The organism is Paraburkholderia steynii, assembly GCF_900100565.1.
Taxonomy (GTDB): domain Bacteria; phylum Pseudomonadota; class Gammaproteobacteria; order Burkholderiales; family Burkholderiaceae; genus Paraburkholderia; species Paraburkholderia terrae.
Map to the genome: position 1 here is coordinate 268,071 of NZ_FNDI01000002.1, position 23,715 is coordinate 291,785.

General features: G+C 63.5%; 14 protein-coding genes. 5 read left to right on the forward strand and 9 right to left on the reverse strand.

Annotation, left to right across the window (positions count from 1 at the left end):
• Window positions 1-59 precede the first annotated feature (59 nt).
• Window positions 60-1,094: a type VI secretion system protein TssA gene (gene tssA, locus BLT65_RS05150; protein WP_042306134.1), complete on the reverse strand. Its 1,035-nt coding sequence runs from the start codon at window positions 1,092-1,094 to the stop codon at window positions 60-62.
• Window positions 1,095-1,860: 766 nt separating this feature from the next.
• Here tssA and BLT65_RS05155 point away from each other — a divergent pair.
• Both BLT65_RS05155 and BLT65_RS05160 read left to right on the forward strand, forming a co-directional pair.
• Window positions 1,861-2,592: a hypothetical protein gene (locus BLT65_RS05155; protein ID WP_091775523.1), complete on the forward strand. Its 732-nt coding sequence runs from the start codon at window positions 1,861-1,863 to the stop codon at window positions 2,590-2,592.
• The gene (locus BLT65_RS05160; protein ID WP_091775526.1) at window positions 2,568-3,362 is read left to right on the forward strand and encodes a PP2C family protein-serine/threonine phosphatase; all 795 of its coding nucleotides are present in this window, start codon (window positions 2,568-2,570) and stop codon (window positions 3,360-3,362) included. The genes BLT65_RS05155 and BLT65_RS05160 overlap by 25 nt, the downstream gene beginning before the upstream one ends.
• Before the next feature lie 33 nt (window positions 3,363-3,395).
• Here the strand turns inward: BLT65_RS05160 and BLT65_RS05165 are convergent, their stop codons facing one another.
• The 3 genes from BLT65_RS05165 to BLT65_RS05175 all read right to left on the reverse strand — a co-directional run bounded on the left by BLT65_RS05165 (window position 3,396) and on the right by BLT65_RS05175 (window position 11,589).
• A complete protein-coding gene (locus BLT65_RS05165; protein WP_091775530.1) occupies window positions 3,396-7,622 on the reverse strand; it encodes a beta strand repeat-containing protein in 4,227 nt (1,408 codons plus the stop codon).
• 122 nt (window positions 7,623-7,744) lie between these two features.
• On the reverse strand, window positions 7,745-9,439 hold the full coding sequence (locus tag BLT65_RS05170) for a ShlB/FhaC/HecB family hemolysin secretion/activation protein (protein ID WP_091775533.1): 1,695 nt from the start codon (window positions 9,437-9,439) through the stop codon (window positions 7,745-7,747).
• Between the two features lie 8 nt (window positions 9,440-9,447).
• Window positions 9,448-11,589, reverse strand: coding sequence for a CHAT domain-containing protein (locus BLT65_RS05175; protein ID WP_091776118.1), 2,142 nt, complete (start codon window positions 11,587-11,589; stop codon window positions 9,448-9,450).
• A 320-nt stretch (window positions 11,590-11,909) separates the two neighbouring features.
• Between BLT65_RS05175 and BLT65_RS05180 the strand changes: the two genes are divergently transcribed.
• Window positions 11,910-13,985 carry a serine/threonine-protein kinase gene (locus BLT65_RS05180; RefSeq protein ID WP_091775536.1) on the forward strand — a complete coding sequence of 692 codons (2,076 nt, stop codon included), beginning with the start codon at window positions 11,910-11,912 and terminating at the stop codon, window positions 13,983-13,985.
• A 41-nt stretch (window positions 13,986-14,026) separates the two neighbouring features.
• Window positions 14,027-15,826, forward strand: a complete 1,800-nt coding sequence (gene mltA, locus BLT65_RS05185) for a murein transglycosylase A (protein ID WP_244186424.1) — start codon at window positions 14,027-14,029, stop codon at window positions 15,824-15,826.
• Window positions 15,827-16,502: 676 nt separating this feature from the next.
• On the opposite strand, the gene BLT65_RS05195 is transcribed toward mltA, so the two are convergent.
• The 5 genes from BLT65_RS05195 to BLT65_RS05215 form a co-directional block, all read right to left on the reverse strand.
• The gene (locus tag BLT65_RS05195; protein WP_091775539.1) at window positions 16,503-17,894 is read right to left on the reverse strand and encodes an ATP-binding protein; all 1,392 of its coding nucleotides are present in this window, start codon (window positions 17,892-17,894) and stop codon (window positions 16,503-16,505) included.
• Window positions 17,891-19,552, reverse strand: a complete 1,662-nt coding sequence (locus BLT65_RS05200; protein ID WP_091775542.1) for an FAD-dependent oxidoreductase — start codon at window positions 19,550-19,552, stop codon at window positions 17,891-17,893. Before BLT65_RS05200 ends, BLT65_RS05195 begins: the two co-directional genes overlap by 4 nt.
• A gap of 164 nt (window positions 19,553-19,716) precedes the next feature.
• Window positions 19,717-21,120 carry an ATP-binding protein gene (locus BLT65_RS05205; protein ID WP_091775545.1) on the reverse strand — a complete coding sequence of 468 codons (1,404 nt, stop codon included), beginning with the start codon at window positions 21,118-21,120 and terminating at the stop codon, window positions 19,717-19,719.
• A 233-nt stretch (window positions 21,121-21,353) separates the two neighbouring features.
• Window positions 21,354-21,725 carry a hypothetical protein gene (locus BLT65_RS05210; protein ID WP_081920839.1) on the reverse strand — a complete coding sequence of 124 codons (372 nt, stop codon included), beginning with the start codon at window positions 21,723-21,725 and terminating at the stop codon, window positions 21,354-21,356.
• Between the two features lie 368 nt (window positions 21,726-22,093).
• Window positions 22,094-22,738: a glutathione S-transferase family protein gene (locus tag BLT65_RS05215; protein ID WP_091775548.1), complete on the reverse strand. Its 645-nt coding sequence runs from the start codon at window positions 22,736-22,738 to the stop codon at window positions 22,094-22,096.
• A gap of 133 nt (window positions 22,739-22,871) precedes the next feature.
• Between BLT65_RS05215 and BLT65_RS05220 the strand changes: the two genes are divergently transcribed.
• Complete coding sequence (locus BLT65_RS05220; RefSeq protein ID WP_091775551.1) at window positions 22,872-23,450, forward strand: TetR/AcrR family transcriptional regulator; 579 nt, start codon at window positions 22,872-22,874, stop codon at window positions 23,448-23,450.
• The last annotated feature ends 265 nt before the right edge of the window (window positions 23,451-23,715 follow it).

Genomic DNA, 23,715 nt, shown 5'->3' on the forward strand with positions numbered 1-23,715 from the left:
ACGCCGCACCGTCGAGAGGCGGAGCAGCGTATCAGTTACGATGAGCAACTCCCCGACGACTATTCTTCGATACCGCCAACCTGCCGGGCCTGACCGAGACCTTCCGGCGCGAGGTCCTGCAATATTTCAATGAAGCTCTTGTCCACCAGACGGCGCGCCCGGGTCAGCAACAACGGCACCGGACTCGACGGCTCGTGCTGTTCGTAATACGCGCAGATCTTGTCCAGCAGGCGGATGACGTCCTGCCGGCTGTTGACTTCTCCACTTGGCGCCGCACGCGTTGCCCCGCCCGGGGCGGCGGGTGCATCATCCCCGCCCTCGCCGGCTGGCGCTTCGCCTGCTGTCTGCTCATTGGCGTCGCTGACCCGCTCGCCAAGGAAGCCCGCCGCCTGTTGCAACAGACGCGACAGTGGAGACAGGTCGATCGCCTGGGCTGCGCCGACGCGCTCCGTCAACAGCGTTTCAATCCGGGTGTTGCTTTGGCGCGCTGAGAGCAACGCGGCGTGCGTAGTCGCCGCTTCGTCTCGCACGTCGGCGATGGCCGCGTCGATCGAGGCGAGCGATGGCGGTTCGACGCCATCGGGTACGGGCGTTTCTCCCGTCGCATATTCGATATCGCGCAGCCTGACGATGCCGTGCGTGCGCGACGCGGCAAGCGCTGTATCGCGCACGTCGAGCAACATCCCCGACTGTTCGACAAGTACGGCGAGCGCATTGATACGCGCCGTTGGATCGTTGTCGTCGTCAGGGTCGAGTTGCGGGTAGACGTGATCCCAATGCCGCTCGAGCAGGCCTTCGATCAACGCCATTCCTTCGGCGAGCCCGGTGAAGCCCTGGCGGTTCAGGAGCGCGCGCGCAAGATGCGCAGCGACACGCAAGTCGCGGCTTTTGTTGAACAGTTCGAGCGCAAGGGCCTGGGCTGCTTTCCAGTCAGGCGGTGTGGCGGCGACTACGGTGTCGCCATACTGGACTTCTGGTTTGCCATGCACGACCTGTTCGAGTTCGAGAAACGTCGGGTCGTATTCGACATCGTCCCCGCAGGGACTGTCAGGCGATATTTCGGCGAGCAGTACCCCGGCATCGAGCGTGGCCATTGTTGTGTCGGCTTCAGTCTGAAACGAATAGTTTTAGCGTGCCCACGCCTCGCGACGCGTCACGCCACGTTAACTTCCGAATCCGGTCTTCCTCAAACCGATTTACAACAAATCAAATTTGGAATCCCGATAAAAATATGCGATGCCGCAGTGTTCCTCTACGAACATTTCACAACAGACCGATATGAGCATAGCACGCAATATTTAAAAGAAAAGGAGCGCCGCCGTGGTCACAAACTTGAAAGGAACGACCCGCAAATCCGATTGAAATAACAGTTTCTAAACACCTGAAAAAAACGCAAGATATACGTAGTCTGCGGTCTTTTGCTCATCGATCGGAATGCATCATCGTCTATACATTGATAACAAATTACTCACCAATCAACGTGATTGCCATCACCAAACGTTTCAGCTTTATGAAATTGAAAAAGTCGCGCCAGGGAATGCGGCAAGGTAAACCCTCATATAGGTTTTGTTGTCTGATGTGCAATACCTAGAGCATTGCCTTGCGCAGTTTCGCAGTGAATAACTGTCTCTTTGAGTCACGCTCGACAACAGTGAGCTGACAGTCGTATCCGCATTCCGGTTTCCCCTGCTCTAATCGAACAGACGCACATCGGGTACTCAAATCTGCACAGCGTGACGCTGTGCTCATCATGCGGGGTGACATGTGACACACATTGAAAGCGCACGGTCGGCCGATAGCGTCTGCGACAGTGCGTTGTCGGACCTGTGGCAGAGGCGCACCTGCCTGAATCAGGACGAGATGGCATCGATCTATACGGTCGTGCGCCGCGCATTGCAGGGATATCACCCATTCGAGTTGCAGGCGTTGGGCGAAGACAAGGAAGAACTCATTTCCCAGTTCATCTACTTCAAGGTCTTCCGGCTCGAAGCCGCGCATGCGCACCCGGAAGCTTTCCCGCTGCATAGCGCGCCATCGAACGGTCATGCGGTGTGCGCGTACTTCCGCCGCTATCTGATCGACTGCCTGCGCAACGCCGGCCATCAACGCAACGTCTCGTTCGACGATGACGACGTGCTAGCCGAGGTCGAGCAGCAAGCCGCCGTGCAAAGCGATCCTGTCGGCTCGGTGCTGGCCCAGTACGGTCTGGAAGAGCGAACCGTGCGGGAGTCCGCAGCGCGTTTCATCGCGGGGATCGACGAGTTCGACCAGTTGCTGCTGGCGGGCAGTCTTGGCTGGCTGTCGAACGAAAAAGGCGGGCTGTCGCGGATCGCCGCACGCTATCGGATTGCGTCCTATCACTATCGCGCCCGCAAGCTCGGCGTGACCTTGAGAAAAGGCTCCCTGCCGGCCGATTTCGCGGCGACCAGCATCGGCGAGTGGATCCAGCACACGCTTGGCATCGACATCGCCGCGGAGAATCGCGTCGCGATCCTGTTCGTTCTGGGCATTCTCTCCGAACAGTCGCGTGCCCCGGCAGTTGAACCCGATCCGAGCAGAGGCTTCCTGTGCAACTTGCCACAGCAAGCCTGAGCGACCCAGGCGGCCGAAAGCGCAACGAGGACGCGCTGGGCGACTGGTCGAGCGAGCGTCTCTACTATTGCGTGCTCGCCGACGGTGCGGGGGGACACGGCGGCGGCGATACGGCATCGGCGATCGTCGTCAATAGCGTGCTCGCGGATCTGCGCTACCTGACGGTCGCCGAGTTGCCGCCGACGGGCCAACGCCTCGTCAAAGCGATCGGCCACGCGAACGCGAACATCCTGGAAGAACAGGCACGTGGCGACGCCGCGCTGAAAGACATGCGCTCGACCGTCGTGCTGCTTGCGATCGACTGCGAACTACGCACGGCGGCGTGGGCCCACTGCGGCGATTCGCGGCTGTATTGTTTTCGTGGCGGGCACATCAGCGTGCAAACGCGCGACCATAGCCTCGTTCAGGAGATGGTCGACGCGCGCCTGATCACGCCTGAGCAGGCGCGCCATCATCCGCGCCGCAACGTATTGATCGCCGCGCTGGGCACAGCTGGCGATCTGGATATCGTCGGCTTCGACGGCACGTTCGGCCTGCTCGATCGCGATGCTTTCCTGCTTTGCAGCGATGGGCTGTGGGAGTACGTCGACGAGACTTACATGGGCGAGACGCTTGGCGAAGCCGCGACCCCCGACGCATGGCTGGGCGCGCTGGCTGCGCGCGTGCGCAAGATCGCGCCCGCCAGCCACGATAACTTCAGCGCACTTGCCGTGTGGATCGACGATCCGGACGACACTCAGTCTACGGTGCTGCAGGTGGCGCCTTCATGAATGCGCCGCCTGCCTGAATCGCGCACGATAACGCTAGAAGTCTCCGCATCCATGTTGACCGTTCAGCAACATGCAGCTGTTCAGGTTGGGTTGCGATCGCACGCGCTTCCATTCGACAGCGAGGATGTCCTGAGTGTCTCCCGGCGGCGCGGTGGTGAAGAGCGGCTGATTCGAACCGATACAGATGTTGGTGCCCTGCAGGTTGTTCTCGTAGACGAAGGTTTGTTCCTGGTTGCTGAAGAACTGCTGCAAGCCGGCTTGCGAAACAGGATCGATCAACTGTGTCACCGTCAGCGTGCCCGGTACCTCGATCACGATATAGCCGACGTTCGACCCGAGGTTTGAAAGGATCGGATACTTCCCAGGCGGTGAATTCTGGTTGGCGGGCGAGTTTAGCGTGCCCGTCAGCGCGCCGGCGGCGGTGTCGCCATTGAGCAGACCGCTGGCGGTGAACGTGAACACCGGATTGGGTGCGCCGGCAATGCGCGTCTTGCCATCGGCGGTTACCGTCACGGTTGGTCTTGCGATATAGACGTAATGATTGCCCGTGGTCGGCACCGTACCGCCCCAACTGCAACCAGCACCGAATACGCAGCCATAGAAATTGGGCTGCGCGGTATTGGGCTGAACGTTGCCGCGCGTCTCGCCCACCCATGTGCTCGCCCAGATCCGCCAGCCGTTGTCGGCAACGATCGTGCCGGAACCCGCCGCGTTGAACAGACCGCTTTCCATGACCAGATCGATCGTGCCGCCCGCGCTCAGGCTGGTGCTCGGACCGCCCAGCCCGATATTGCCCGTCGTGGCCTGAGCGATTAGGTTGCCCGTCAACGTTGAGTTGGTGCCATCAAGCGTAATCAACTGGCCGGTGTCGGAATTGAATGTCTGGCTGACCACCGGACCAATGACGAAGCCGTGCGAGTTCGTAAAGTTCACGTTACCCGCGTTAACCATCGCCAGCAGGCCGACGTCGTTTTGCGGATCGGTCAGCGTGAAGGTGCCGGGCCCCGAAAGCAGCAGGCTCGCCGCCTGGATGCCGCCCGGGTCGGTGACGGGACCGCCGGAAACGAGCGTGAGCGTTTGGCCGGGCGTCGAAAGGCCAAATGGAAGCGTAATGCCCTGGCTGCCCGATCCCGGATTGGACAGCGTCAGATTGTTCAAGAGGCCCGGGCGTGTCAGCACGCAGACCGAGCTGTCCGATGCGCACACGCCGTTCACTGTGATGAGCCCCGTTTGCGTGGTCGAACCCAGCACGATGTTCGGGATCGAAGAGAACGTCGAGAACGTCGCCGCGTCGATGCTCAGACCGCCTGTGCCGAACAGCGTAATCGGTGTCGCGTTCTGCGCGACGATCGCGAACGTGTTCGGATCGACTGTCGCGGGCATGATCGACAACGTGCCGCCGGGCGACGACAACGTCGAGTTACTGATGAACAGACTGCTGGTGGTGCCGTCATTCGACGCGCGCAACACGATGGAGCCAGGGTGCGCCGTCGAGACGGTGGGGTCGGCCAGCAGCGCGGCGCCGACGAGCGCCGTGCCGCCTCCCGAGAATGGCGGCACGCCGATCGCGAGGCCAGGGTCGGCCGTGTTGGTCGAGCCGGCTATCTGGATCGAGCCCGTTTGCCCCGTTGCCTTGATGTCGCCATTGGCGATCAGCACGCCGACATCGCCCGGCAGGTTCGGGCTGCTGACACCCGACGGTCCGCTCACGGTGCCGCGAATATCAATGAGACCGCCGTTGTTCGAAACGATCTGCGTTCCGTCAGTGATCTGCACGCCATTGGTCAACGGACCCGTGCCGTTGCCGTAGATGCTCATGGTGCCGCTGCCCGTAGTGACGGACGAGACCGCACCCGTGCATTCGCAAATGCTGTTTTCGAAAATGACGCCAAGCACCGACGCGTTGGAGGGGACCCCGACACTTTGCCCGATCAACTGGATATTGCCGCTCGTCGACTGGACCGACGTACTGTGCAGGTCGAGCGCGAAGCTGTTGCTGAGCGCCGACGATACCGTGCCCGTGATGCCGATATTGCCGCTGGTCGTGCTCACGTTCGCGTTGAATAGCTGAACGCCGTCGACAAATGTCACGGTGTCGCCGGTGACACTGCCGGACAGGTTGATCGAACCTGTCGTGTTCGACACGGACGTGTCGGACACGAAAAGCCCCAGCGCCCCATTCGCCGGTGCGTTGCCCGTAATCCCAATCGCACCGCCCGAGCTGCTGACGGCAGGACCGGCCACGGTGCCGCCGGCAGGTGTGAAGCCGCCCGAGATCCGGACGCCATTGCCGAAGTCGCCGGGCGCGTTCCCGTTGATGCTGATACTGCCCGTCGTGGTAGTGACCGAGCTGTTCGATAGACTAACGCCTTCACTGCCTCCGCCGCCGGTGGCGTTGCCCGTTACCGTCGTCGCACCGGCACCGCTGGTGAGCAGACTGCCGAAGATATTGACGCCCGTGTCTTCCGCCTGCGTCGTCGTACCGATGAGCGTGAGCGCGCCGCCGCCGGTATCGACCGTCGAGTTGTTGATGATGACGGGGCTTGACCCGGCCGCGTTGACTGTGAGGCTACCGCCATTGGTCGTCACCGTCGTGTTGCTGATCGTGACGGATCTGAAGGTATTCGTTCCGCCCACGTTCCCATTGAGCGCGATATTGAGCGGCCCCAAGGTCGACATGATGGCTTGGCCGTTGTCGACGATCGAACCGAGCGCGTTCAGCGTCAGGGTTGGGATGGTGGTCGGACTTGCCGGTGTCGCCGCAATGATCGGCGCCTGAATGTTGATGTCGCCCAATGAAAAGTTGGTGGGTGTCGAGCCGACCGTCGTGATCGTCACGGAAACGCCCTGATTCAGCTGGTCGGTGATCAGGGAATTGACCACCTCGCTGTCCGTGCCCGCAGGCGTGAAAATGGCCGGTGATCCATTGCTCGGCGGCGTCTCGGTCGCCGGTGTTCCCGATGCCGCCGCCACGATGGCGATATTGTCGGGATCGATCTTCCACGTCCCGCCTTTCCCCTTGGGTGCGGAAGCGTCGATGGTCGCGCGGGTGATGTCGAGATAGTGACCCGATGTTTCGATCAAGCCGCCGTTGCCGCCCTGCGCCCCGCCCCTCGCAGAAAGCGTGCCGTAGATCCGGCTCGCCGTATCGCTGAACGCGACCACATTTCCGCCAGTTCCATTGGTCAGCGCATCGGCATGAATGCTTGCCGTTGGCGACATCCACAGGGCGTTGGCGTTGCGAATGGTCGGGTCCTGCCCGGCCGCACCGCCGCCAAAGCGCACCGTGCCGCCGCCCGCCGCACCACTCGCATCGACGCGCGCGCCGTCCACGAGCGCAAGGTTGTAGCCTGTCACGTCGATCCGGCCACCTGTCAGGCCCGCGCCACCCGTCGCATCGAGCGTGCCGCCGACCGACGCGACACCGCTCGTGCCACCATCGAGCACGATGTGCCCGTTGCGCTCGGCGACGCTTTGCGCACGGATGATTCCCTGCTGGTTGATCACGGTGCCCGCCAGCGCATCGGCCGTCTGCGCGCTCATCACTACCATCCCGCCATCGGCGGCGAGCGTGCCCGTGTTGCCGATCAGCGCATTGGCCGCCCCCTGGTTTATTTTCAGCGTGGTCAGCCCGTCGCCCGCAAAGTCCAGCGTGATGTCGTTGCCCGCACCGATTGCGACCGTACCGAGTCGCGCGCTCACGGTACCCGAATTGCTCACGCTTCCGCCGAGCAGCGCAATCGTGCCGCCCGTCCCGGCCGTCAGCGTCCCGGCGTTGCTGACGGGCGCGACGGATGTGCCGACGAAGCGATAGTTGCCAGCGAGAAAATCGGCGTTCGAAATATTCAGCGTCGACGCGACCAACGAGCCGACATTCACCGATGAACCAGGAGCGAAGATCACGCCAGCGGGGTTGACGAGAAACACCTTGCCGTTGGCCTGCAGCCGCCCTGCAATCACGCTGGGATCGTTGCCCATCACGCGGTTGAGCAGCGCCGCCCCGGCCGACGGCTGGGCAATCGTCACGCCTTCGTTCGCGCCGATCGAGAAGGTGTTCCAGTTGACGATCGCCTTGGGCGTTTTCTGCGTGATATTCATCTGCCCGGCAGCGGGCGCATTGACGCTCACCGTGCCCGACACCACCTGCGCCCCCGTCGGATTCGCAAGCAGCGACGACATGTATGACCCGGCAAGCAGCGTCGCCGCCGCACAGGCGATCGTGCCGGCAACCCGCAACGGCACAATGCATGGTTTGTTCATGGCAAACCTCCGCGCCGGACAGAGCCCGGCTCAACCACCACTCCGCCATCCCGCGTGCGCCACCCTTGCCGCTTGCGCAACGTCTGCGAACTGAAGCGGGAAGTCGGGCGTCTTCAGAACAACTAGAACGTCTTGGTCAACTGCACATAAAAACGCGGCACCTTGTCGTCGCCGCTGGTGTCCGAACCCGTCGTGCGCCAGGCGACCGTGCCTTGCAGCGCGATGCCACCCGGCGCCACCCAGTACGCGCCAAAGCCGACGCCGCTGCGCGTGATCATGTTCGGCCCCTGGTCCGGTCGCGTGTTCGCGTTGTACCAGCCGGTGCCGAAGTCGAAGAAGCCGAACACCGTCGCCTTCGCATTGATCGCGTACCGTCCTTCGACCGTTGCAACGAAGCCCTCGTCGACGAGCCCCTCGGACGGCGAGTAGGCGCGCACCGCATGCGGCCCGCCCAGCAGGAAGCGCGACGAGTTGTCGAGCGTCGTGCCGGCCCACTGGCCGGATATGCCCGCGAACATGCTGAAACGTTCCGTCACCGAATTCAGGCGGTTCGCGAAGAACGTCGCGCGCACTTCCGTGCCATGCGTGTTGCGCCCAAACGCGGACGCATCGAGTTCCTCGGCCGCCGCGTTCCTGAAATGCAGGCTGCCGATCAGGAACTCCACGTCCGCGCTGTTGAAGCCGCCGCCCAGCAACGCGTCACGGCTTTCATAGCTGAGACCGACGCTGCCCTCGATCAGCGAGCGCGGATTGTGCAGGTCCACCACGCCGATGTTGTCGATGAGGTCGCGATACTCGAGGTTCGCGCGAGCCAGCAGGTTCTGGTTGCGGGTACGCAGCAGTGGATGGGTCACCGTCAGATCGGCGACGGTCGCCTCACCCTGCGCGTCGAGTGACGCGAAGTCCTTGCCGAGCGCATAGTTGAGCCGCGACAGCGCGACACCCACGCGCGTGCCATACGCATTCACGGGCGCCTCGTAGCCGATGCGGCCATACACGGTATCGAGCCGCTCGCTGGCGAGAATCCGCAAGTCGAGGTTGTCGCCGATCATGAACGGCGAGTTAAGCCGCGCCAGCGCGCCCAGACGCCAGGTGCCGCTCGACGGCGCGCCGTAGTTGTCGAGGTCGACGGCAAAGGTCCAGCGTTTGGCGGGCGCGACGCTAATGGTCAGATCGACCGTGCCCGGCTCGTCGCCCGTTTCGATTGCCGAGGTCACGACGATACCCGGCAGGTCCGACAGCAGCAGCATCGTGCGTTCGAGATCGTGCTGCTGCAGCGGCTGGCCGGTCGGAATCTGCGCGACGCGCGCGCGCACCAGGTCTTCGCGGATCGGCGTGCCCGCCGCGATATCGAGCCGCACATGGCCGACACGTCCTTCGAGCACGGAGAATTCGACCGTGCCCGCGCTCACGTCCTGCTGCGGAATCACCACCTGGGCGAGCAGATAGCCTCGCGCGCGATAAACCTGCGTCACCTTGGCGGCAATCGCTTCGAGATCCGCAAAGCCGATCTGCTTGCCGATCTGGTCGCGCACAGGCGCAAGCAGTTCGTCGGACGGAATGGTGTCGTTGCCCTTGAACGTAATGCCTTTGAGCACGAACGTCGGACCGGGTGCCGTGACAGGCGGCGCGCCCGCCTGCGGCACGGCGGGTAGCGCTTGCGCACCACCCGGCGGCGCCGGGCGCGTGTCGCGCGGCGCGGTCTGCTGAAGGATGCTGCCGGCGTTCGGCCGCGTCTGGCCGCCAGGCAGCGTCTGGCCCCACGCGATCGTCCCGCTGCACGCCATCGCTGCGGCAATCAGTCGGAGTTTGTTCATTGTTCTTCTTAGCGCGCAATGCTCAGGCGCCAGCCTCCCATCAGGTCGAATGGTGCCCAGAAGAACGGATGTGCAAAGCGTGAGTTCTGCATCACCGCGAGTTGCGCGGTCCGCATCGCGTCGATGGCTTCGTGGCCGTCGGCGAGCTGCGCGTAAAACGTGCGCATGGTCAGTGCGCTTGATTCGTCGGCCACCGGCCACATCGACACGATCAGGCTCGTCGCGCCCGCATAGAAGAAGGCGCGCGTGAAGCCGAGAATCTCGTCGCCGCGCGCGATCCGTCCAAGCCCCGTCTCGCACGCCGACAACGTGACGAGCGACACGTTGTTCAGTTTCAGGTTGTAGATGTCTTTCGCGAGCAGCGAGTCGGGGCCGTCAGCCGGCTGCGTCGCGGGCGCGAGCAGGATGCGCGAATGCAACGGATCGATCGTGTCGGCCTCCGCGTGGGTGGCGACATGGAGCACCCGGCCCGTAGGCGCATTCTCGCGGAAGCTCACGCGCGTCGCGCTGGATTGCAGAAACACTTCCTGGCGCGCAAACAGCGGCGCGATGCCGCGAACCTCCGCCTCGGCGCCGGGCAGCGCATACGCGGGCGCGATGGTCGGATTGCCGAATGCGACGAGATTGCTCGCCACCTTCAGCTCGCGCGAGGCGAGTTGCACCGCGACGCTCGCCGAAGGCTCCAGCGCGATTGCATGGCGCTGGATCAGGAAGCCGTCCGGGCCGTGCAACGCCTGGAACGGCAGATAGTGCAGCGCGCCGTGCGGGACGATGATCAGCCGGTCGTCGGCGCGCAGTCCGAGTGGCGCGATCAGCAGCGCGTAGAGCTTGTCGCCATAGGTGATCGCGGTTGGCCGGCGGCGCACGATGGCATTGCGGAAATCGGTGACGGCGGCATCCATGTCGGCGCGCGCGATGGGCAGCGTATAACCCTTCAGCCCTTCGTTGCGGATCACCCATACGATGATCGACTTCTCGAGGTTGTGAAATTCGACGAGCGTCTCGTTTGGCTTCAATCCGTTACGCACCGTGTCGAGACCCGGCACGTCGCCGTTCAGTTGCCGGTCGTTCACGCCGGCGTCGACGCGGTTGCGCACGACATCGAGCAGCGCACGCGCGCGGCTGCGCTCGGACAGGTTCCACGCCGAGGCATAGTCGCCCACTTCGACCGTCAGCGTGATCGCCATTTCGAACACGGACTGCGTATCGCCGAAGAGGCCCGTCTTGAACTCTTCGCTGCGAAAGCGCGCGCGGATTTTCTCCGAATCGTCCACGGCCTGCAGATAGGATTCACGCGCCCTCGCCCTCTGGCCAAGCGCAAGGTCGGCGCGGCCGATGCCTTCGTGTGCCCACAGGCGGTCGTAGTTCGCGTCGCTGCCGCCGCTTTCCGACAGCAGCGTGGTGAACGCGAGCAGCGCGTCCTGGGGCTTGCCTTCGGCAAGCAGCAGGTTGCCCTCGATGCGCCGGTACTCCGGCGCGAGGTCCGCGCTCGGCGCGGGACTGGCGGCGTTGAAGGTCTTGCGCGCGCCGGCCGTGTCGCCCGCGGCGATCTGCGCGTTCGTGATCGACAGCAGCACCAGCGGACGGTAGCGCGGTGATGCCGTTTCGAGCGCGCGGTTGTAGGCGTCGATGGCGTCTTGCGGATGGCCGCGGCGCAGCGCGATGTCGCCCAGCACCTTGTTGGCGGGCGCAAACACCTGTTCGGGCGCTTTCGGGGTCGAGGCGAGCGCTTCCTGTGCGTATTTCTCGGCGTCGTCGAGATCGCCGGCGTAGCTGTACGCGATCGCGAGGTCGCGTTTCGACAGCGCGACCAGATCGGCGTTGTCGGTACGCTGCGCTATCACCAGTGCGCGGGCGGCCGCCTCGACGCTGTCGCGGAAGTCACCGCGCTCGGCCGCCGATACGGCCATGCTGCAATAGTCGTAGGCGGGCAGCGTGACGCGATCACGCGAGAGCAGCAGACGCCCTTCGGAGGTCAACGACTGCAGCGTTTCGGCATCGCGTTCGCGCTCGGTCGCCTGTCGAAAGCCTTGGGATTCGGGCGCGAGGCCCGGCGCGGCGCCGCTGGCAGGCGCGGCTGGCGCGGCCGCGAAGGCGTTGCCCCATCCGCCCGAGGTTGCACAGAAGACGAGCGCAGCGATGCCCAGCATGCGCGACTTGACACGCAAGCGCGTGGTGCCCCTTTGCACTGCACGCCTCGCGGTACGCGCTACGCAGGACATCGGGATTCTTATGAGTTCGTTCACATCGTCTTCCTGCTGGAAGGTCCATGGACGCGACCGGAGAGCCGTTGTGACTGCGAGGGTGTGCGGGCCAGAGCGAGCGCCGCCAGAAATGCCTGCAACTCTTTCTAAGGAAACGATTGTGTACGCGTATTTTGAAAACCGCCCGGGAGGCGGCAGGCCGTCGCTTCAAAAACGGCCGCGTGATTCGTCTTGTTGATACACGCACGTGCGCGTGGGGATGGCGCATGCTCGTTCGCAGCGCCGCGCGACTGGACTTTCCTGTGAATCCCGTCCCGATGACCAGCCCCGATGACAAGACGGTAATCGTGCCACACCCACCCGAGCCCGAGCCCGACAGCCAGCCGGTGGGCGTCGATCCAGCGGGCCCGGATAGCGCGACCATCATGCCGCCGTCGGCATTCGCGGGCGCAGAGTCGCATCACGCACTGTCTGTCGGCATGCGGGTCGCGGAGTTCGAAATCAAGGGGTTGATCGGTGAAGGCGGCTTCGGCATCGTCTATCTCGCTCACGACACCCAATTGGGCCGCAACGTCGCGCTCAAGGAATACATGCCATCGTCACTGGCTTCGCGCGGCAGCAACGCCGAAGTCACGGTGCGCTCCGAGCGCCACAAGGAAACCTTTCTCGCGGGCCTGAAAAGCTTCGTCAACGAAGCGCGCCTGCTCGCGCAGTTCGATCATCATTCACTCGTCAAGGTCTACCGGTTCTGGGAAGCGAACAGCACCGCCTATATGGTGATGCCGTATTACGAAGGCGTCACGCTGCGTGACGCGCTGCGAGCGAAGAACGCGCCTCCCGACGAAGCCTGGCTGCGCACGCTGCTGACGTCGCTCGTCAGCGCGCTCGACGTGATGCACCGCGCGCAGTGCTACCACCGCGACATTGCGCCGGACAATATCCTGCTGCTAAAGGACAGCGGGCGTCCACTGCTGCTCGACTTCGGCGCCGCGCGGCGCGTGATCGGCGATATGACACAGGCGCTGACCGTGATCCTGAAGCCAGGCTATGCCCCCGTCGAACAGTATGCGGAAGTCCCGTCGCTGAAACAGGGGCCATGGACCGACATCTATGCGCTCGCTGCCGTCGTCTACTTCGCGATCGTCGGCAAGACGCCGCCGCCGTCGGTAGGCCGGATGATGAGTGACAGTTACGTGCCGCTCGAGACGCAAGCGTCAGGCCGCTATTCGCTCACCTTCCTGCGCGCTATCGATCACGCGCTCGCAGTGCGGCCCGAAGAGCGGCCGCAGAGCGTGCAGGCGTTCGCGGCGGAGTTGGGCCTTGCATTGAGCGCTCAGGACGGAACCCATGACGAGCCCGCCTCGTTGTCTTCGCCGCGTACGGCAGCGCCTGCCGCGAGCAGTGCCGTGGCGGCCCGCGAGGCGAGCGGCGCACCGCGTCCGGGCACGGCGAGCCGTGACACCCAGGGAGCTTCCGGCTCCGGTGCCACGGCGGCCGGCGCGTCGCGCACGACAAGCCGGCGCTCCACGGCAATAGCGGTCGGCGCGGTCGTCGTCGTCGGGCTGGCGGGGCTTGGAGGCTGGTTCGCGATGCGGCCCTCGACGATCGCCACGTCGCCCTCCGCCACCATGACTGCAGGCAGCAACCATCCAACGGCGTCGGGAGCGGAGCACGCGCAGACCGTGCCCCCGCCCGCGGCGTCCACGCCACAGATGGCAAGCACCGGCACGCAAGCGCCGCCTGCAAGCGCCCCCGTCAGCACTGCCGCCGATACGACCACGAACACGATAGCGAGCGCCGCGCCCGCGCTACCGGCTTACACGCCCGGCGGCGAACTCGACCGGATCGTCTCCCTTGCCGACCCGTCGATCAGCGTCAAGGCCAACACGCGCAGCACTACCGCGCGCATCAGCAAGGATCATCTGCAATTCAGGGTCGGCAGCAATCGCGCGGGCTATGTGTATGTCTTCATGGTCGATCCCGCCGGGCAATATCTGATGCTGTTTCCGAACGAGCTCGACAAGAACAATGCGATCGCCGCCGGCCAGACGCTGTCGTTGCCGCGCGCAAGCTGGCCGATGATGGCGGGCGCGCCGGCTGGCCCGAACCACTTTCTCGTGCTGGTCTCATCCGCGCCGCGCGACTTTGCAGACGGCGGGCTGCAGCGCGAATCAGTGTTCGCGGATTTTCCCGCGGAAGCGCAGCGCGCCGCCGCGATACGCCGCACAGTCAGCTATTCGCCGTTCGCCGGCAAGCCGCGCTGCACAGCGAGCGCAACCCAGTGTCCTGACACGTTCGGCGCGGCAACTTTCACGATCGACGTCGTCGGGTCATCGACGTAGCGGACAAGGTAGACGTCCACGCATGGGGCGCAGGAGGCAGCATGCACAACGTACGTTGGATGCTCTGTGTGGTTGCGGCGCTCGCGGGTTGTGCTGGCAACCAGCCCGCGTCGACGACGACCTTCGGGCCGGCGGGCGCGCCGTCGCCCCAACCTGCGGCGCAAGTGTCGTCACAGATGCCGTCGCCCGCACCTGCAACACCGCTTCCGTCCACTCAGGCGCAAGCGGCATCCGTCACGCCCGCAACGGTGGCGCCTGCGACATCCGCCGCCGACACCACGCCGGTTGCAAACACGACCGGCAGCATCGCCTTCTCCACCCGTCACGCGTACTACGCATCGGCCCGCTTCGCTGACCTGCCCGGCTGGAACACCGACGACCTCAGCAGCTCATGGGACGCTTTCAAACGCAGTTGTGGGGTACTCGGCTCGCGTGCCGGCTGGTCAGAGCCGTGCGCGGCGTCACGCTCGGTCGATGCGCGCAACGTCGGTGCGATCCGCCAGTTCTTCGAGACGTATTTCAACGCATACCAGATCCGCAATACCGACAAGAGCGGCGACGGCACGCTGACTGGCTACTACGAGCCGCTGCTGAATGGCAGCCGGCAGTACGGCGGCGCCTTCCTCTACCCGGTCTACGGCACCCCCGACGATATGCTGTACCTCGATGCCCGTCGCCTGCCCGACAGCGCGCGCGGCACGGCGAGCACTGCGCGCATCGATGGCCGCATGGTCATCCCCGTCACCGGCATCACGCCGGGGAGCACCAAGGGCGTCTACGTGCTCGATCTGCGCGACAGCGTTCCAGACATCCGGGACAAGAAGATCCGTCTGCGGCTCGATCGCGACCGCATCGTGCCGTACTACACGCGTGCCGAGATCGAGCGCGGCGCGCTCAAGGCGCCGATTCTCGCTTACGTCGACGACCCCGTGATGCTGTACTCGATGCAGGTGCAAGGAGCAGGCAAGGTGCGCATGAGTGACGGCACGGTGCGCCGCTTCGCTTACGCGGAGCAGAACGGCCGCCCGTTCCAGCCGCCCGTCGCGCGCAAGAACAGCGGCAGCGGGCAGCGCATCACCGTGCGTGGCATCGACGTCGAGATCGACGTCGAGGACGAGTCGCCGACGGGCGGCGCCGGCCAGGCAGGTTCACCGACACCTGGCGATGCGACGGGCGGCGTGCCTGCCACCCGCACGCAAGACGATGACGAACCGGTGTCGCCGCTGCTGCGCGGTTTCAAGCTGGCGGCAGCGACACCACAAGAATCGGCGCCAGCCGTGCGTCCCGCTGCCAGCGACAACATGGCAGGCGCAACGTCGAAAGGCTCCGTTGCTTCGAAGACGGGCGACGTCGCCGCGGGAGCCACGGCCAACAACGCCCCCGTCAAGCGTGTGTTCGCCATCTCGGACCCGAGCTACGTGTTCTTCCGTCTCATTCCCGATTCGCCGAATGGGCCTGTCGGCGCACTGGGCGTCGCGTTGTCGGCGGGCCGCTCCATCGCCGTCGATCCGCGCACGACGCCGCTCGGCGCGCCGGTGTTCGTCTCGACGCGCGACGATCCGCAAGCACCCGGCGCAATCGACCGCCTGATGATGGCGCAAGACTCAGGCGGCGCCATTCAGGGCGCAGTGAGAGCGGACTATTTTTACGGCTTTGGCCAAAGCGCGCAGGCGCAGGCGAGCCGAACCAAGGAACGCATCCGCATGTGGGTGCTGTTGCCGAAAGGGCTGCCCATCGCCGCGCGGGACGCGACGCTGAAAACGCGAGGCGGCGGCGCGCCGACGTCGAGTGCCGATTGCCTGGTCAGCGATCCCGAATTGTGCGTCGACGATACGCCTTGAGGGCGCTTGACTCCAATGATCCGGGGCGCGACATGACAGGCCGAATGGAATGCCGCCCTGTCTGATCGATAAGGCATCCTTCCTATGACGAAGGCCGTCCGGACTGCAGGTTAAACAAGCCGCTCGGCAACGGACTTGTGCTTTCGCTGCGCGTCCTCGCTGATGATTTTTGTCTTCTGTCCGTAGAACGTCCGCAGCGCTTCTCCACCGGCCTGGCGAAACCGGTTCTCTGTGAATTTGCAACCGTCGTACGGCGGCGGCCCGACTGTCATCGCCTCTTCGTAATACTCCTCGATGAGTGGTTCGGGCCGAAACACGCATCGCGACCCATCACTTGCACTTCACGCTGGCCGAAACTTGCTGCATGACAGCGTCTTGTGGGCCACAAAAAGAAAACGCCCGCGTATTAACACAGGCGTTTCCGTGGCCCCGCTACCGCGCCCCATTGAACGACTTGATCGTTCGCTATGCTTCAGGGGCCGGCTTCCGCGCGGCTCACTATCAGTATAGGACGCGCTGAGGAATATCCAAGTCGACGAAACCGGCGTTTGGACGGTCCAGAACGCCGATGTGTTTCGCGCCCGAAAGCCTCACATAATTAAAGCAATGGCTATTTAGCGCGACCGTACTATTTGGCTGCGCCCGTCCCGACACTTGCAATTAGCGCGCCTTGCCTTCAATGACGCGCCGCCAGCGGCAAACACACCTTGAACTTCGTCTCGCCGGGGCGCGACGCGACGCTGATCGTGCCGTTATGCCGCTGCACAACGGTCCGGTACGCGATGTGAAGCCCCAGACCATTGCCCTTGCCCAAAGGCTTGGTGGTAAAGAAAGGCTCAAAAAGCCGCGCGACGATATCGTCCGGAATGCCGGACCCCGTGTCCATGATTTCGATGACCGCAAAACTGCCTTCCTTGAGCGAGCGTATCGTGAGTTCGCCGTTGCCATTCATCGCGTCGACGGCATTGTCGATCAGATTCGTCCACACCTGATTCAGCTCGCTGCCATAGACGGGAACGAGCGGCAGCATGCGATCGTAGTCGCGCTTCACGGTCACGCCTTGCTTGAGCTTATGTTGCATGATCGTCAGCGTATCCTCGATGCCGCTATGTATATCGACCTCCTGCAATGGCGCCTGGTCCATATATGAATAGTCCTTCATCGCCTTCACGATCTCGGAGATACGGCCCGCGCCGATCCAGGCCTGGTTTCCCAAAGACCGCAGCTCCAGCGTCGCGGCCAGCCAACGGACGCCCGCGCCGAATTGCTCTGGTGTCACCCGCGCGGCGACGGGTTCGAGTTCGTCCGGTGAGAACCCGGCCACCGCGAGTTGCGGCGCGATCAGCCACGGTTTCGAAAGTCCGCGTGCAGCGAGCCAATCGGCGAGCAGGCTTTCGGCTTCGCTTTGCCGCAATGCAGCTTGAGGCGTCGTATCGGCGGCAGGCACGGCACGGCTTGCCCAGCCGTCCAGCATGTCGACGACGTCGGCGGGCATCGCGCTCACAACCAGCACTCGCGTTGCCACGCGCATGTTGTCGAGCGATTCGCGCAGGCAATCGGCAGCGCGCGCCACGGCGGCGGCGGGATTGTTCAGTTCATGTGCAAGGCCGGCCGACAGGCGCCCCAGCGCGGCGAGCTTCTCGCCATTGAGGATGAACGCGTCATAAGCGGTGATGCGCGCGTAGATCGACCGGAAGATGTGCCGGCTGAAGGACTCGCATTCATTCAACAGCGTGTGGACCACCGACTCGGGAAGCGCGACCAGAAAACAATCTGTCGCGGCCGTGAAGGTCAATGGCAGCGGCATGCCCGCGAGCAGCGAGGTCTCTGCAATCGATGTCGGCGCGGGCCGCCGGTCATCGAACACTTGCCGCCCGCCCACCATTTTTTCCGTCACGATTTCGCCGTCGAGCAGCACGAACTGATGCGTGACGCGCTGCCCCTCTCGCATCAGGATCTCGCCCGTCTTCAGATGGTATTCGTCCAGATTAGCGCGCAGCCATGTGCGTCGCTCCTCGGGCAGTCCAGAGAAGAGGGGCATCTCGAACAGCACGGACAGATCGCTCATGGATTCGCCAGATACTGGTGGATGAAATGCACGGCAATCGATCCTTCGCCGACGGCGGCCGCCACGCGCTTGACGGAATCGGCGCGCACGTCGCCCGCCGCGAAGATGCCCGGGACACTCGTTTCGAGCAGATACGGATCGCGTCCAACCTGCCATCCCGAAGGCTTCCTGCCGCCCTTGACCAGCGTGCGGCCCGTCAGCAGAAAACCATGCTCGTCCCGCTCTACGACCCCGCGTAGCCATTCCGTGCAAGGCGCAGCGCCGATGAAAACGAACAGGCCGCTCGCTTCAACCGTTTCGACGCGCCCAGTCTGCAAGTCACGCAACACGATGGCGTCGAGATGTCCGTCGCCGCTCACGCTTTCGACCTCGGTATAGGGCCGCACGCGAATGTTCCCGGTTTCGTGTATCTGCTGGACCAGATAGTGCGACATGCCCGCGCTCAGCGACGGTCCCCGGCACAGCAACGTGACCGATCGCGCGTACCTGGACAGGAACATCGCGCCCTGTCCCGCCGAGTTCGCGGCGCCCACGATATACAGATCCTGATTGGCGCAAGCGACGGCCTCGACGAGCGCCGCGCCGTAATAGACGCCCGCGCCCGTCAACGCTTGCACGCCGCGCGCTTCCAGTTTGCGATACGACACGCCGCTCGCGACCATCAGCGCAAGACAGCTGACCTCGGAGCCATCGGAGAGCCTGACGAACTTGTACGGCGCTTCGATTCGCAAGCCCACCGCGTGTTGCGTCAGTATCATTTCGGCGCCGAAGCGCCTTGCCTGCATCAGCGCGCGCCGCGATAGCTCCGCGCCGCTCACGCCCGCTGGAAAACCAAGGTAGTTGTCGATGTGCGAACTGGTGCCTGCCTGACCGCCGGGCGCATCACATTCGATGATCGCCACCTGCAGTCCTTCCGACGCGCCATACACTGCGGCAGCGAGCCCCGCCGGGCCGCCGCCGACGATCACGAGGTCAAAGAACGGTGTGGTCGAGCGCGTGCGCAGTCCTACTTGCTCGGCGATCTGCGCGGTCGTCGGACGGCTCATCACGGTGCCGTCCTCGAATATCAGCACGGGCAACTGACGCATGCCCGGAAGCAGCGCGTTGATCAATGGATCGGCCTCGTCGTGCCGCTCCACATCGAGCCATCGGAATGGAATGTGATTGCGCGCCATGAAGTCGCGCAGCAAATGCCCTTGCGGCGACCAGCGGTGATCGAGCAGGCGGAGGCCTTGCGACGCGGGACGAAACGATGCGTGCCAGTCCGCGAGCAGGTCATCGAGCGCCGGATAGAAGTTCTGTTCCGGCGGATGCCACGGCTTGAGCAGGTACTGATCGAGATGCACTGTATTGATCGCACGGATGGCGGCATCGGTATCCGCGTACGCGGTCAACAGCACGCGCTTGGCTTCCGGAAACAGTTCGATCGCCTGTTCGAGGAACTCGATTCCGCTCATCTGCGGCATGCGCTGATCGGCGATGAAAAGCGCAATGAAGCGGTTCTGCAGACGCAATTGCTGCGCCGCTTCCAGCGCGGCCGACCCCGACTCCATCCGTACGATCTGATAATGCTCGCCGTACGCAACCTGAAGATCGCGCGCGACCGCACCGGCCACGATCGGGTCGTCATCGACAGCGAGGATTACGGGTTTTTCCATGACAGCGTCAGCGGCTCACGCCAGTTCAAACGCCGGCTCCGCGCTGTTGGTGCATCTGCGTCAGCGATGAATCGCGGCGTCTGTTGCAAGCATTGTAGGCGCTGCTGCGCCAAGGTCGGGATTGCTATATCGATCGTGAAATGGGGCCGGTTTGATATGCGTGGCTATGCGGCGGGCGGCACGCCGAAGCCCAACGGCAGTGTCACGCGGAAAGTCGTGCAGCCCGGACCCGACTGCGCCTGTATCGTGCCGCCGTGCCGGTTGACCACGATGCGGTACGCAATATGCAGACCGAGCCCCAGCCCATGGTCGTGCGCCCCGGCGACGTGCTTTGAAGTGAAGAAAGGCTCGAAGAGATGGGTCAAGGCCTCCGGCGGAATGCCCGGCCCATTGTCGGCGATCTCGACGACGGCGCAGTCGGCATCGCGCCGCGTTCGGATCGTGATGGTGCCCTGCCCGCTCATCGCCTCGATCGCGTTCTCGATGATCCGCGTCCAGACCTGGTTCAATTCGCTCCCATACACCTGAAGACGCGGCAAGCTGTGGTCATAGTCGCGTATCACGTCGATGCCGCGCTTCATCTCGTGCATCATCACGGTCAGCGTGTCGTCGATGCCGTCGTGAATGTCGATCTCCTGCTGCGGGCCCTGATCCATGAACGAATACGACTTCATCGCGGCCACGATATCGGAGATGCGCAGTGCGCCTTGCATCGCTTCGTCCATCATCGAGCGAAGGTCCAGCACACGTGCAATCCAGCCGATGGAGCAATCGAACTGCCGCGTGTCCAGGCTGCCGGCCAACGGGCCGAGGTCCTCCACGGTGACGCCGTGGGCAACGAGGACGGGTGCCGCGAGCCAAGGCTTCGTGACGCCATGCTTGGCCAGCCAGTTGCCGAGCCGCTCTTCTGCATCGCTTCGCTGCAACGAATTCAGCGTGCCGTCAGGCGCCTTGCCGTTTGCCAGAGCGCCGAGTCGAGCAATGATGTCGCGCGGCACGGCGTTGCAGCCGAGCGCCAACGCCGCATCTTCGAGCGCCGCAAACTCGCGGCGCATGTGATCGAGCGCACGCGTCAAAGCGGCAGCGGGATTGTTCAGCTCGTGCGCGAGCCCTGCCGCGAGCTTGCCCAGGGCGGCGAGTTTCGCGCGATTGAGATCCGCTGTTTCCAGCGCAGTCAGCCAGTCCGTCATCACGCGCGCGACGACACGCCCAAACGGACCGCACGACATGAACAGTTCGCGGAAAGCCGCCTCAGGCAGCCGCGCAAGACGGCTCTCGCGCATGGCCGTCAGCGTGGCCGGGAAAGGTATCGAAGCGATCACGCACGGCGTGCCGAACACATCCGGAGCGGGAAAGCGCTCGCCGTAGTCGCGTCCGTCGTCGCGTCTCGTCGTCGTGAGTTCGCCTTCGAGCAGGATCAGCAGGCTCGTGGTCATTTCGCCTTCGCGCAGCAGCACCTCGCCGGCACTGACGGAGAATTCGGTCAGGTTGTCACGCAGCCATTGCAGCCGGTCCTCCGTGAGGTCGGCGAACACGGGTACCTTGCTCAACGTGTGGAGTTCGATCATGGCTCGCTCTCGCTGCTCAGACAGAAGTCCCGCGCTACAAACAGGCAGCAGCCCGGCGACAGCGCATGTCGCCGGGTTCGAACCCGTTGATTCAGTTTAGGTGATCGGCAGGTCGACGGGGAGCGCTAGAGCAGGACAGGGGAAGCCGTACTCAACAGGTGAACGCTGGTATCGGTTCGCTGCGACGACGCGAAAAGAAGCAGTCAACGGAGACGTTAAAAGGCACTGCGTGATTATTGCGATGATGGCGGCGGCTGAAACCAGTCGGCTCGGAAATGGCACCCGGACACGGCGGTGCCGACACCAGACGAAAGTCGATCGCGGTCCGGCATATCGATGCGCCGCACGGCCACCGAATCCGCCCGTTGCTGACGCTCGAAGTCGGCCATCAGTTTCTCGATTTCGCGCACGAGATGGACCCTTCCCCGCTCGGCGCGATCCGCGTCATCCCGCAGCCGTGCGATTTCCAGATCGAGCTGTTTCCGGTCCAGGGCCGCACGGCGACTGAATAACCATGCAATAACAAAGCGCACAGCAGCGGCCAGAACAAGCGGCAACGGCCACATATCCTTCACCCATTCGGTCAAAGCACTGAATGTGCTCATGGCCGTTCTCCCTCTTTGACCATGCTGTGTTTCCTTTCCACTTCTAGCTTTGCAGAAATGCGAGAACGCGCGGAAGCGGCGCCGACTCAAAGCGTCGCGCCGGCATGTTGCCCGTGTCATTGCGAAACGCTGGAACGAATTCTTCGGCATCTCGACGCAGCGCACATGAGGCGCGAGTCCCGATGTTCGCCAAGGGCATGCACTCAACGCGAAAAAAACCGGGAAACCCCGGGACTTGCGTTGCGCCCAGCAGTGTCAACGTTTCCGGCGCAACGGCGAACTATCACCATTCGATGCCGCGCTTTCGCCCAGCGGCTCTGCTGCAAATCGGAGGACCGGTAGCTTAAGTACCGGCTTCCAACCAGTTTCTACGCCGGATTCACAACCGACGCACGCCCATCGACCTTTTCTTTCCATGCGCGAAGCGCGTTGCAATCGGCCGGCACGTCGATTTTGGCGAAGTGCGCAAACAGCAGCCCAGCCCAGACGGTAATGTCGGCCATCGAAAACGCATCGCCCGCGACATAAGGCTGGGCTTCAAGCACGCTATCGAAATAGCGCATGCCCGCGACGGCCTTTTCGCCCTGGAGCTTCCCCCACTCGGCGCGAGCCGCCCACTGGGGATGCTTGTATTCGCGCAGCGCATCGCCCAATCCCGCCGTCGCATGATGAAAATAAATGCCTACAGGATCGATGAGTTCCGACTCGGCGCGCTTTTGCATCATGTGAATCACACCTTTGTCGCGCGCGGTCTTGCCCGTGAGGATCGGGTCGCCGTCCAGATTGTCGAGATACTCGGTAATCGCCGTACATTCAGCGATGCGGGTTCCATCGTCGAGTTCGAGCACGGGCACGGTGCCTGTCGGATTGATCTTCAAAAACGCGGCTTGCTTGTGTTCCGCCGCAGGCAAGTCGACCTTGACGAACTCGACTTGCGAAGCGAGCCGCTTCTCGGCCAGCACGATGCGAATCCGCAATGGGTTCGGGAAACCGGGGATGTCATAGATTTTCATATCTGGTCCTTGATCGAAGTTGACTTACCAACCGCTAAGTAAGTTAGATCGAATCGTAGGGATGGTTGAGCTGTTGTGTCAAGACTTACTTATCACTAAGTAAGCTTACGAACCAGTTGGTAAGTGATCTGCTATGATTGCGCGCATGAATACTCCCGACACGAAAAGCCGCATCCTCGCGGTGGCGCGCTACATGGTGCAGGCCCACGGATACAACGCGCTCAGCATTCGCGAGGTCGCGAACGAAGTCGGCATCAAGGGCCCCGCCGTTCACCATCACTATCCGACCAAGGGCGACCTGGGCGCGGCGCTCGCGCGGCAGTACAGCGACGACGCCGTCGTATTTCTGGAGGGATTGCTCGAGCAGCACAGGAGCGAGCGCGCGACCTTCGACCACTACATCAAGGTGTTTCGAGCAGCCCTTGAAAACGACAACCGCATGTGCTTGAGCGGCATCATGGCTGCCGAGCATCACGATCTTCCCGCGGAGGTCAAGGTCGAGGTACAACGATTCATGGATATCAACGTCGAATGGCTGACTCGCCTGCTTTCGCTCGATGCCGAGCGAAAGGACAAGAAAGCAAACAAGGCTCGTGCGATGGCGATCTTCGCGGCAATCGAAGGGGCGCAACTCATTGCGCGCGGCCGGTCGGACCTTCGGGTTTTCGATGAGACGATGCGCGCGTATCGAACGCACGGACTGATTCCCTGAGGCTCGGGGAATGCCGGCAGGCCACTCACGAACGCGTCGTTGTCCGGGGACATGCAGCGTTGGTCTGGGGTGTAGCTTCTCGCAGTACAGATCGGATCTGGGAGAGGCGATTCATGGTCTATTGCCCGATCACATCATCGCTCGAAGCGGAACTGGCGTCGGCGGACGATCGTGTCGAGACGCGCGTAGGGGACGCATCGGCTGCGTCACTGCGCGACGCATAACGTTGCGGGGCATGGCGCCATCCGGCGCCATGCCCCGCAAT